Origin of the sequence: Mesorhizobium sp. AR10, assembly GCF_024746795.1 — a bacterium.
Taxonomy (GTDB): domain Bacteria; phylum Pseudomonadota; class Alphaproteobacteria; order Rhizobiales; family Rhizobiaceae; genus Mesorhizobium.
This window is the reverse complement of the sequence record NZ_CP080523.1, coordinates 263,187-275,413: the sequence shown is the minus strand read 5'-3', so window position 1 is coordinate 275,413 and position 12,227 is coordinate 263,187. Positions and strand designations below refer to the sequence as shown.

The window sequence follows — 12,227 nt, the reverse complement described above, 5'->3', positions numbered from 1 at the left end:
ACTCCGTTGCCAGTCGCCGATTAGCACCAGCATTGTCACGAGTTGCGGGCCGGTTCGCCGGCCCGCAGGCACGTGAAATCACTGTGAGAGCATTGCGACGCAGCGTTCGAGCGCGACATCCCAGTTTGTGCGGCCGTCGGCAGCCTTTTCACCCCACCAGCTGTAGTTCTGGAAAACCTGCTTTTTCACGAGCTCGGGTGATCCCGGCAGAATACCGACCATCTCTTTGGGCAGCAGCTTGTAGGCGTCGTTGTTGATGGGGCCGTAGGAGATCGCCTCTGCGAAATCAGCCTGCGGCTTGGCTTGCGAGATATAGGCCAGGAACTTGGCGGCATTCTCCTTGTTGGGCGATCCCTTCATGACCAGCCAGTAGTCCAGCTGAAGGAGCGATTGGTCCCAGGAGAGCTCCAGGGGCGCACCCTCCTGCTTTGCCTTGAAGATGCGCCCGTTATAGGCAGCAGCAATATCAACTTCACCGCTGATCAGGCTCTGGGGAGCATCTGCTCCTGCTACCCACCAGCGGCCGACATTCGGCTTCATGTCCTCGATCTTTTTGAAGGCGCGGTCCAGGTCGAGAGGATAGAGCTTGTCTGGAGAAACACCGTCCCCCATGAGCGCTCCCTCAATCAGGCCGCCGTCGAGGATCTTCTCGCATTTGGGCAAGGTGCGCTTTCCGGGAAATCGTTCACATTGTAAAAATCAACCCAGTTCTTCGGCTGCTTGCCGCTGGCCGGATACTTGTTGGTGTTGAAAGCGACGACCGTGGAAGAGAGCAGGGCGCCGACCCCGTATTTGTTCTTCATCTGCTCCGGCATACCGGTCAGGGTGTCCTTGGCAAAAAAGCTGTAGTCGATCTCCTCGACCGCGCCCTTGTCCACCCAACCCGTAAGTGCACCGCCGGAAATCCCTGTGATGTCGGCTTCCGGTTGGCCGAGCTTTATCGATGCCAGAAGCTTCGCATGATCTTCCGGGACGAGCACGACCTTGATGCCAGTGTCGCGCGTAAACGGATCGAAAAAGGCCTTCTTCTGCGCTTCCTCCCAGGTCCCGCCACCCGATGTGATGACGACTTCACCCGTTCCCTTGAGGTTCGCGGCCACGTCCTGTGACCGAGCGGCGAACGGCAGCGCTGAGAGCAGCAGCGCGGCTCCAAATGCGAGATGCTTGACTGTGGTCTGCATGGTTCATTCCCCTTTTGTTTTGTTTGGCTCTTGCTCGGAGCGCCGAAGGACCTGAGCCCCGATCCCGGCGCTTACACAGATGCTGCTCCCTAGTTCACATCTGGATCGGTCAAAGGGTTTGAGCTCGGCTCTTCGACGGCGATAGCAAGCACCGGCTCCCCACGCGGGATCGAAGGATGCGTAATGCGCCAAAGCACCAGACCGCTCGAAGGCGCATTGATTTGCGCTAGCGTTTCACCGAACAGATTGCGAAAGGATCCAAGACGCTGACCCTCTTCTACCCGGCAGCCAGCCTCGATCTCAGCATGGAATTCACCGTCCACCGGACTATGGACCCATAGATATTCGTCGCAGATCAATCGTCCATTTCGGTAGAGGGGCGCGGGAATATCCAGGATCCCCATGGTGCGGGCGATATTGAGTACACCGTCCACATGGAATGAAATTGTCTCCTCGTCCGCCAGGCCATTCGAGCCTGCTTCTGACATCAGAGCAACTCGATTGCCGCGCGCAAACGCGGTAGGAGGCCTGCCTGGTCTATCCAGGTAGGATTGCGGCAGCCCAAGAACGATCTCGGAATCAAAGCACATCGCCAGCTGCCGGGCCCGCTCGTCGAATTTTCTGTCATTCGTTCTCTGATAGAGCACGAATTTTGAAACCTGCTCGCGAAGGTCTCCGCCGTGCATGTCAACATAGCAGTCCGAGCCAGGTGTCCATTCGTTGACGATGGCGTCACACAACGCCTCTGAGAATGTTCCGTCCGGCCGACCAGGGAAGGTGTGGTTGATATTCTTTCCGTCGACCGGACAGACATACTCGGAATATCGGTACAGCGCCGGCTGGTTGATCAGCGGAATGATTGTGACAACGCCACGGATGCTTTGCGGATCAAACAGATGCTGAAGCCGAACCGCAGCTTCAATCGCAGAAACCTCGTTGACATGAACGCCGGCGGAAATGCACAATTTTGGGCCAGGGTTGAAGCCCCTTATTTCACAAAGCGGCCATTGGTATCCCGCAAGCGTCGGGTTTTCGAAGCGCAGCCGCCCTCGGAAAATACCAGGTTCCCCATAAGCGCAGCTATTATCAGTCGCGATGATTTCCATGGCTTCCTCGTGCTGGCCAGGCTCTTCTTGTCATTAAACGAGTTGCGGGCCGGTTCGCCGGCCCGCAGGCACGTGAAATCACTGTGAGAGCATTGCGACGCAGCGTTCGAGCGCGACATCCCAGTTTGTGCGGCCGTCGGCAGCCTTTTCACCCCACCAGCTGTAGTTCTGGAAAACCTGCTTTTTCACGAGCTCGGGTGATCCCGGCAGAATACCGACCATCTCTTTGGGCAGCAGCTTGTAGGCGTCGTTGTTGATGGGGCCGTAGGAGATCGCCTCTGCGAAATCAGCCTGCGGCTTGGCTTGCGAGATATAGGCCAGGAACTTGGCGGCATTCTCCTTGTTGGGCGATCCCTTCATGACCAGCCAGTAGTCCAGCTGAAGGAGCGATTGGTCCCAGGAGAGCTCCAGGGGCGCACCCTCCTGCTTTGCCTTGAAGATGCGCCCGTTATAGGCAGCAGCAATATCAACTTCACCGCTGATCAGGCTCTGGGGAGCATCTGCTCCTGCTACCCACCAGCGGCCGACATTCGGCTTCATGTCCTCGATCTTTTTGAAGGCGCGGTCCAGGTCGAGAGGATAGAGCTTGTCTGGAGAAACACCGTCCCCCATGAGCGCTCCCTCAATCAGGCCGCCGTCGAGGATCTTCTCGCATTTGGGCAAGGTGCGCTTTCCGGGGAAATCGTTCACATTGTAAAAATCAACCCAGTTCTTCGGCTGCTTGCCGCTGGCCGGATACTTGTTGGTGTTGAAAGCGACGACCGTGGAAGAGAGCAGGGCGCCGACCCCGTATTTGTTCTTCATCTGCTCCGGCATGCCGGTCAGGGTGTCCTTGGCAAAAAAGCTGTAGTCGATCTCCTCGACCGCGCCCTTGTCCACCCAACCCGTAAGTGCACCGCCGGAAATCCCTGTGATGTCGGCTTCCGGTTGGCCGAGCTTTATCGATGCCAGAAGCTTCGCATGATCTTCCGGGACGAGCACGACCTTGATGCCAGTGTCGCGCGTAAACGGATCGAAAAAGGCCTTCTTCTGCGCTTCCTCCCAGGTCCCGCCACCCGATGTGATGACGACTTCACCCGTTCCCTTGAGGTTCGCGGCCACGTCCTGTGACCGAGCGGCGAACGGCAGCGCTGAGAGCAGCAGCGCGGCTCCAAATGCGAGATGCTTGACTGTGGTCTGCATGGTTCATTCCCCTTTTGTTTTGTTTGGCTCTTGCTCGGAGCGCCGAAGGACCTGAGCCCCGATCCCGGCGCTTACACAGATGCTGCTCCCTAGTTCACATCTCATCCGCGATCCGGACGATTGCCGCTAGATAGCTATTATTATCCAATATCGTATATTGGGAAATGTGAAATGGCAAGCTGATTCTTATCGCCGTTTCCCCTGAGAGGCGGCTGGGGAGCGTAGAAAGGCTTCATTTGGGGTGGGTTCCGAGATCCCGGTAAAAAACTGATGCTATTGCCCACGATCGCTGTTCAAAAATGCGAGAGCACGGTCTCCACAATCGGGCAGGGAAAATGGCTGTCCTGCTCCAAAACAGTCGCATTCTCGCCAGTTAGCGCATTCCTGCGCGCCTTGATGGGATGTTTGTCCACCGAGACAGAAGTTAACGGGCCGCTCTGTACCCCGAAGCTACTCGGGAAGTGGCCATCAATATTGTCTGAGATCCGCAAGACTAATCTCGACCCAGCCCAATGAATTCACCGTGGCGATATCGTCCTTTTGGACGATGACGCTAGTCGTCTCCGCCACTAGAATCGCAGGCCCGGCTAATGTGGCCCCCACGGGCAGGTCGGCCATTTCATACACGGGTGTGTCGGTCCAAACACCAAAATAGGCCGGACGGCTACAGTTCGGTGGCGGTGCCTCACGTTGGGGTACTGACACCGCGTCCTGCCGAGCGCCGGAATCTACGGGACCAACTGCAGCGACGCGAGCATTAACGAACGTCACCTCCTGGTCCCGAAGGGCGTAGGTGTATAGTTGCTCATGTTGACGATGAAATCGCTCAATGACGTCGTCAGCAAATTCCGGAGAGCTGATGTCTGCTCCATCGAGAGAAACATCAATTTCGAAGATTTGCTCACCATAGCGCATTTCAGCGCTGTAAACGGTTCTGATTTCGCTCGTGTACCACTGCGACAGCTTTGCTCGAGCCTCACGATCCAAGTCAGCGAAAAGCGTTGCTATCTCGGCCGCATGCGCGCGAACCTCACCAACCAAGGTCCGGCTCACTTCATAGCGGAGGTCGGAATTCAGCATCCCCCATGCCGATAGAACGGAGGCCATGGTCGGTATCACAACCTTCGGAATCTCGAGTTCCCGCGCGACAGCAACAGCGTGCAATCCAGCAGCACCGCCAAAGCTAAGAAGGGCGAATCTCCGGGGGTCAACACCGCGCCGCAGCGTCATAATCCGGATCCCGTCTGCCATTTTCATGTTGACCAGACGATAGATCCCAGCCGCCGCATCATGCACGCCAACCCCTAGAGTTTCAGCTAGAGCCTGCATGCGCTTTAGTGCTTCAGGATAGTTCAGCTTCTTCTTACCACCCAGAAAATTGTCTGGATCGAGATATCCTAGAATCAGGTTCGCGTCTGTGACTGTAATTTCGCGGCCGCCATTGTCGTAGCATACGGGACCAGGCACAGAGCCGGCACTTGCAGGGCCGACATCAAACTGGCCGGACGGCGTGATCTTAGCAATCGACCCACCCCCCGATGCAATCGACGCTATGTCGAGGCTCTTCAGCGCGATACGCTGTCCGGCCAGATCGCCGTCTGCGGACAGGATCGCGTGGCCCCCAAGAATCAGCGATATATCCGTCGACGTTCCTCCCATGTCGAAGGGAATAAGATCGGGCATAGACAGGAGCTGCGCGCACATTCTGGAACCCGCAATGCCGCCTGCAGGCCCGGAAAGAACGGTTGCAGAGGCGAGGCGCCATGCTTCCTCTACGGGAGCCATGCCTCCATGCGAGAGGATGATGAACAGGCGGCCGAGGAACCCGGCCTCTTGGAGCCGGCACTCCAGATTGGTGAGATAGCGTTTTACCGCAGGCCCAACATAAGCGTTCACCACCGTTGTCGATGTGCGTTCATATTCCTTGATTTGTGGCAGAACGTCACTGGATCGGGAAACGAAGACATCTGGAAGCTCGGAACGAAGGTAGGATTCGACTTCTTCCTCATGCTTTGCATTCCGATAAGAATGCAGGAGGCAGATCGCCACCGAACCGATGTCCCGCCGCTTGAGGTCTGAAACGATCTCAGCCAATCCGTTCAGATCTACCGGCTGAATAACCCTCCCTTCGAAATCAGTCCGCTCAGCCAGACCGTAGCGGAGATCGCGAGGGACCAGAGGTTCAAATGGCGCAAGTCGGAGATTATAACGATCTTCTTTGAAGCCTTCGCGCATTTCCAAGACATCGCGATGCCCTTGCGTGGTGATCAATGCGACCTTGGCGCCCTTCTTTTCCAGAAGCGCATTGGTGGCCACTGTGGTGCCATGGACAAAGCGTTCTGTGTTAGAAAGGAGTCCCGCCAGATCCGTGCCGAGGCGCTCCGCGAGAATATTGAGGCCTTGGATGACACCTAAAGATTGATCTTCCGGCGTTGAAGGAGATTTCGCGATGACTGTATTGCCCGCGTCATCGATCGCGACCAGGTCTGTAAAAGTGCCGCCGACATCCACGCCAAGCTTGAACTTTCTCATTTCAAAATATCCCTCATTCCCAACCTAGTTGACGATCGCGGGCTATCAGCTCGGCAGAACGATCAGAAGCGTGGCCCCAACCTCCACCGCCAGATGAGTGGATCTCTAGTACGTCTCCAGGACTCAGCCCGATTCCGACATCTTTCGTCTTCAGTAAGGTTTCACCGCCGTCGGCCTTCCGCAGTAGGTACCGATGCGGAGCGCCAGGGCTGCCCCCGACGATTCCGGGTGGTGCGTGGACCGTCCCGTCACCAGCTGTGTTTGCAGTCGCAGGGCGGTCGATCAAGAGCTCTAGATCAAGCCGTGTGCCAAGCCCGCCTCGATGCTTTCCCGCTCCACCGGTCCCGGGCTCTAGCTCATGAGAACGGAAATGAAGGGGATACCTGGCTTCGGTCAACTCGATGCTGCCAAATTTGAGGCCGCCAACGGTCGTCCATTCGCCGCCGGAATGCCATCCATCGCCTGCGCTCGAAGCCCCGCCTCCAGGGCGAGCATGAAAAAGATGCCAAATGAAGCTTCGACCCGATCTTGGGTTGTGCCCCTGAATTGCAATCCGGAAGCGTTTGCCCCAGCCAGCGACGACACGATCCGGGCAGGCGTGAGCCATTGCCATCATCACAGCCTGCATGATCTCTGTCGCAGGATGGCTGGTACACATTGAGACGGCGCGACCTTCGTCGGCCCACACAACCGTCCCCTGGCGCGCCTTGACCGATAACGCTCTCAGCGCTCCAGAGTTTTTTGGTGTTTCCGGGTCGAGCAGAAAAAAGAAAGCGACAGCGGCCGCTGCCTGCATGTTTGCGAATGGCGAATTGACAAAACTGACCACCTGCTCGTCTGAATCAGACAGGTCGATTTCGATGCTGTCGCCTGATTTGGTAACCTTAGCGGAAATCCTTATGTCAGTTCGCCCATAGCCATCATCGTCAATGAAGGCTTCTCCAAAGTAGATCCCATCCTGCCATGTGGATACGGTTTTCCGAGCTTGGTCTTCGGACGCGTCGAGGATCTGAGCGATCGCCTCAATTACAGTGGTGCAACCAAGCTCTGAGAAAAGCTTTCGCAAGCGGATTTCACCGAGCCTGACAGCTCCAAGCATTGCGGAAAGATCACCGCGAAAGTCGCGTGAATTCCTGACGTTCAACGCAATCATGTTAAGCAGGTCGTCACGAAGAACGCCTTGATCGTAGAGCTTGATAGGCGGAATGCGCAGACCTTCCTCGTAAATCTCGCGCGCGCGCGGATTATAACCCCCGTAGGTAGCGCCCCCGATATCTGATTGATGCGCTCGAACAACCGTCCAAAACAGTTGTTGTTCGCCATCGAAAACGGGCACAAAAGCCGTGAGGTCAGGTAGGTGGCTGCCGCCGTGGTAGGGATCGTTCAGCAGGAAGACATCACCCGGTTTCACTTCGGCGAACGCCTGCTGCACCGCCAGGGTAGCCCATGGAAGTGCGCCAACGTGCACCGGTATGTGATCGGCCTGAGCGATCAGTCGGTTGTTTGTGTCGCAGATGGCTAGCGAAAAATCGCGACCAGAATTCAAAATCTGGGAATAGGTGGTTCGAAGCATGGCTTCGCCCATTTCATTCACAATTGCAGTGAGGCGATGCTGCACTACAGAACGAGTTATTGGATCGACCGTGATATTCATTTTCGCCTTCCGTATCTTTGATTGCGGCAGAGGGCCCTACGCCTCGCGTGGGGATATGGGCGCGCCCTTCTCGGTTCCAGCCAGACAGGGCGCCGTTCGATGTTCGCGAGCTCATCTGCCACTGGTCAGGCTAATTCGTGTGTGGGCCATCATTAGATTTCCCCAGGGCGCCTCCCGGGCGTCCTCCACCTCCTCAGCACCGCGTCATTGTATTGTTATCCAATATCCTATATTGCTTTCTGCCAGTTCGTCAAGCCCGGATTTTAGGACGGTCCACATGAAAATCGGTGTCGAGGCGCGGTTTGGTTTCTACCGCGGGCGTTTCCACGGCTTTACAGCCGCATTGAATAGCAATATCTAGTAGCGCATTCTTGAAAATTGTGAGGAATTATGCTCGTCAGCAAAGGCAACCGCAGGAATGGAGTGAACTCTCCAGTTTCTGTCGCCAAAGGGAACATCGATGAACGTCTTTATCTCGGTACGATCGAGAAGGGACTGCTGGTCCTCGACACGTTCTGTGCTAATCCTCGTCCCATGACGCTGGCGGAGGTGGCGGAGGCCTCGGGTTTAAACAAAAGCGCAACGCAGCGAGTACTCTATACATTGCGCGCGCTCAAGTACCTCGCGCACAGTGAAACTACTCGCCAGTATTCGCTTTCGGCACGCTCTATGGATATCGGCAATGCGTATCTCCGCAGCAATCCAATTGTGGAAGCAACCTTCCCCTATCTTCTAGAGGCGAACAAAAGATCTCAGGAGACGGTCAACCTAACTGAACTTGACGGTACGGATATCATGTTTATCTCACGCGTTCCTAGCCGGAAGGTCATGAGCTCTTACGTAACGATTGGAACTCGTCTGCCCGCTTTCGCAACGGCTCCGGGGCGCGCGATCATGGCGCACCTCGACGCTGCGGCTGCGGATGAGATTCTGAGTGCATCCAAGCTTCATGCGATCACACCTAATACAGTGACCGATCGCCGACAAATTGCGGAAGAGTTGGAGAGAGTTCGCCAAAAGGGCTACGCTGTTGCCAATGAGGAGGCAATGCTAGGCGACATTTCCACCGCTGCACCGGTGTTTGGCTACGACAATCATGTAGTAGCTGCTGTTAATATCGCCGCCTCGACCGCCAACTGGACAATCGAGCGGGTCGAAGCCGAACTAAGCCCAATTACGGTTGAGATCGCACGCCAAATGTCAAAGGTCGTTTCTCAATATAGGCGAATGTAAGCCACCCTCTTCAATCGTCTGCAGTGTCTGTGAATAGAGGGTGCCGATCTTAGTGCGAGTCGTCGAGCCACTCAGTCCTGCCTAAACCGCCCGACAGCCTTGGTTATTTCTGGTCGATGGATCGAAGACTTGGCGGCGCCAACTACCTCGAAACCGATTGAATGCTTGAAAATATCGGCTTCGAGGTCCAGACACTCGCGGTTGCGGGGAAGCTGCGCTCCCAACGGGCGCCGGTACGGCTGGCACATCTTCATAGCGCTGGACTATGCCCGTAAGCAGAGATTTCCGAACGACCGGCTTTACTTCGGCCAGGTTTGGCTAAGTATCCGACCTTGAGGATGCCGACCGGCACTGAAGTCAAGGTAAAGGTTTCGGATATCAACAAGCGCACCCTGGCGTGCAAAAATAAACCATCGATTTGCATTCGCTTACCAAGTGTTATCGACGCCGAAACATGCGAATCCGTGACCGAGTTTCAACACCGTCGTAAGCTATGCACCTGTGCCAGGGGCTCGCTGACCCTCGAAAACGTGAGGCTCCTCAACGATGTACCATGCATTGAAAATGCCGCTCTCGTCGCCGAGGCGGCAAGCCATGATTATTCACCTAAAAGAAGTTCAGCCGCCTTCTGCTTGGCTCCAAGTCCGCACACTCGGTAGGTGACCTCGTGATCGTGGCCAGCTGCTACCCGACGGCCCAAAATTTGAGCCGTGCGCCTGCACCGCTGGTCGTAGCCTACCGCGTCCAACGCATACTCTAAACATAACCGCTGGTAGAACGAACGTACCGCCCGCAGCTGGGGGGGCACTCTCGGCTAGCGCCGACGAGCGCTCCAAACTCTCTCATCAGGCAGCTGGACTTCGACGTGCTGCATGCGAACTTGAGAAAAGTGCCTTGACGCCGCTGACTTTTTAGGCGCATTATCCGATATGTAATATTGCAATACAATACGAGGAGAGGTCGATGGCGGATCGCTACATTCTAGTCGAAAAGCGCGACAACGTCGCTGTAGTCACCCTGAACAGGCCAGAGATCCTGAACGCTTGGCACGCGCCGATGCGGGCCCAACTGATTGATGCCTTCCTGGAACTTGAGACGGATAAGATCGTTCGCGCGATTGTTCTCACGGGGGCAGGGGACCGGGCATTTTGCGCTGGCCAAGACCTGAATGAAGCTAAGACTTTTGACGGAGACACTGGCTCGGCGTGGATCGCAGAGTGGGAACGTTTGTACGACGCCATCCGGTCGCTCTCCAAACCTCTCATTGCAGCCTTGAACGGAGTTGCCGCCGGCTCTGCGTTTCAAGTGGCACTCCTTTGCGACTTTCGGATCGGCCACGCAGGCGTGCGCATGGGCCAGCCCGAAATCAATTCAGGCATCGCGAGTGTGACGGGTCCATGGATCATGCGCGAAATCATCGGGCTTGCCCGCACGACAGACCTGACGCTTAGCGGCCGGTTGATGAATGCAGAGGAATGTCATGCCATCGGGATCATCAACCAGATTGTTCCAGCCGAAACGGTGCTTGAGGCCGCCCTGTCGCTTGCGCGTGAGCTGGGTTCGAAGCCGCCCGTAGCGATGCGGCTGGATAAGCAGTGGCTACGAGAGATGACTGAAGTCGGATTCCGAGAGTGTCTTCATGCCGCTGTGCGGATCCATCGAGAAGCTTACGCGTCAGGTGAGACGGCACAGATGATGGAAAAATTTCTGGCCGAGCGTGCATCCCGGAAGGCGTGATCTTGTTATGATAGATATTCTCAAGGGCTTCGTTGCAGAATTCAATGCAAAGGCCGACCAACACCCGAACAAAGTCTTTGCCCACTTCAACAGTGAAGAAATAACGTTTGCTACGCTGAAGGCGCAGGCTGGTACCTTCGCGGCCAATCTGCAGCTTAGGGGCTTGAAGCCAGGCGACCGCGTCGCGGTGATGATGCGCAACTCGCGATTTTCGCTTCCCGTGCTTTTCGGAATTGCACGCGCGGGTGCCGTCTGGGTGCCTATAAACGCTCAACAAAAGGGCGAGGGACTACGTTACATCCTCGACCACAGCAGGCCAAAATTCGTCGTTTGCGATTTCGAGTATCTTGCGACAATTGAGAATTGCGGGGCAGGGACCCCTACCGACGCCTTGATCACGATTGGTGGACCACGTGATCCGGGATCATTTGAGGCTGTGCTCGAGAAGGACGCGGCATTCGTTGATAGGCCTCTCAAGACCGATGACCTTTTCGCGATTATGTACACGTCCGGAACCACGGGGCGGCCGAAGGGCGTTCTGGTCACGCATGGAATGTTGCGCCTTGCTGGGGAAGCCGTGCGGACACTCACTGCCATGCAGCCGGGTGATGTCTTCTTTGTATGGGAGCCATTCTTCCATATCGGCGGCGCGCAACTCATTGTTTTGCCCATCATTGAAGACATCACACTCGCCATGGTCGATCGCTTCAGCGCGAGCCGTTTCTGGGATCAGGTACGGAGTTCTGCAGCGACCCATATTCATTATCTCGGCGGCATCTTGCAGATACTCCTAAAGCAGCCCGAGAATGCCCTCGATCGCCAGCACGCTGTTCGCATTGCTTGGGGTGGCGGGTGTCCGAAAGATGTTTGGACCAAGTTCAGCGACCGCTTCGGCGTTGAGATTCGCGAGTGCTACGGCATGACCGAGGCCTCCAGCATTACGACCTGCAACACCGACGGAGTTGTGGGTTCGGTCGGCAAGCCGATGCCTTGGTATGCGGTAAAGGTTATCGACGAAAATGGACATCCATGTGGTCCAGGTGAAAGGGGCGAAATCGTCGTTCGATCGTTGCTGCATGGCGCGCTTTTCAAAGGCTATCTCGATAATCCCGAAGCGACCAGCAAGGCGCTGGTGGACAGTGCCCTCCGCACCGGTGACGCTGGCACCTTGGACGCAAAAGGCAACCTTTGGTTCCACGGACGCCTGACCGACAGCGTTCGATGTAAAGGCGAAAACGTCTCTGCTTGGGAAGTTGAACATGTGGCGGCCGCACATCCTTCTGTTGAGGATTGTGCGATGATTGGCGTCGAAGCCGATGTGGGAGAGCAGGACATCAAGCTGTTCGTGAAGGCGAAGAACGGAAAAACGATCGAGCCGGAGGACTTGTCTCGTTGGCTCGCCGAACGCCTCGCGTCCTATCAGAACCCTCGCTACATCAAGGTGGTGGGCGAATTTGAGCGCACGCCCAGTCAGAGAATAATGAAGCATCTGCTTCCAAAGGACTTGCACGACTGCTGGGATCGTCTGGCAACGGGGCAATCGGTAGGACAGCCACGCCAACCCGACGTAGTGGCGACCAAGCAATAAAGTCGATGCTCGGG

General features: G+C 56.2%; 7 protein-coding genes and 1 pseudogene. 3 read left to right on the top strand and 5 right to left on the bottom strand.

The window, feature by feature from the left end; all coding sequences use genetic code 11:
• Positions 1 to 78: 78 nt before the first annotated feature.
• The 5 genes and pseudogenes from LHFGNBLO_RS33415 to LHFGNBLO_RS01315 form a co-directional block, all read right to left on the bottom strand.
• A pseudogene (locus LHFGNBLO_RS33415) lies at positions 79 to 1,181 on the bottom strand (ABC transporter substrate-binding protein).
• 89 nt (positions 1,182 to 1,270) lie between these two features.
• The gene (locus LHFGNBLO_RS01330; protein ID WP_258600394.1) at positions 1,271 to 2,287 is read right to left on the bottom strand and encodes a succinylglutamate desuccinylase/aspartoacylase family protein; all 1,017 of its coding nucleotides are present in this window, start codon (positions 2,285 to 2,287) and stop codon (positions 1,271 to 1,273) included.
• Positions 2,288 to 2,365: 78 nt separating this feature from the next.
• Positions 2,366 to 3,469 (bottom strand): ABC transporter substrate-binding protein, encoded by a 1,104-nt coding sequence (locus tag LHFGNBLO_RS01325; protein ID WP_258600393.1) that lies wholly within the window; start codon positions 3,467 to 3,469, stop codon positions 2,366 to 2,368.
• A gap of 468 nt (positions 3,470 to 3,937) precedes the next feature.
• Positions 3,938 to 6,001 (bottom strand): hydantoinase/oxoprolinase family protein, encoded by a 2,064-nt coding sequence (locus LHFGNBLO_RS01320; RefSeq protein WP_258600392.1) that lies wholly within the window; start codon positions 5,999 to 6,001, stop codon positions 3,938 to 3,940.
• Between the two features lie 13 nt (positions 6,002 to 6,014).
• Complete coding sequence (locus LHFGNBLO_RS01315; RefSeq protein ID WP_258600390.1) at positions 6,015 to 7,655, bottom strand: hydantoinase B/oxoprolinase family protein; 1,641 nt, start codon at positions 7,653 to 7,655, stop codon at positions 6,015 to 6,017.
• 390 nt (positions 7,656 to 8,045) lie between these two features.
• On the opposite strand from LHFGNBLO_RS01315, the gene LHFGNBLO_RS01310 reads away from it, so the two are divergent.
• The 3 genes from LHFGNBLO_RS01310 (at position 8,046) to LHFGNBLO_RS01300 (ending at position 12,213) form a co-directional block, all read left to right on the top strand.
• Positions 8,046 to 8,888 carry an IclR family transcriptional regulator gene (locus tag LHFGNBLO_RS01310; protein WP_258600389.1) on the top strand — a complete coding sequence of 281 codons (843 nt, stop codon included), beginning with the start codon at positions 8,046 to 8,048 and terminating at the stop codon, positions 8,886 to 8,888.
• A gap of 963 nt (positions 8,889 to 9,851) precedes the next feature.
• Positions 9,852 to 10,625 (top strand): enoyl-CoA hydratase/isomerase family protein, encoded by a 774-nt coding sequence (locus LHFGNBLO_RS01305; protein ID WP_258600388.1) that lies wholly within the window; start codon positions 9,852 to 9,854, stop codon positions 10,623 to 10,625.
• A gap of 7 nt (positions 10,626 to 10,632) precedes the next feature.
• A complete protein-coding gene (locus LHFGNBLO_RS01300; RefSeq protein ID WP_258600387.1) occupies positions 10,633 to 12,213 on the top strand; it encodes a class I adenylate-forming enzyme family protein in 1,581 nt (526 codons plus the stop codon).
• The last annotated feature ends 14 nt before the right edge of the window (positions 12,214 to 12,227 follow it).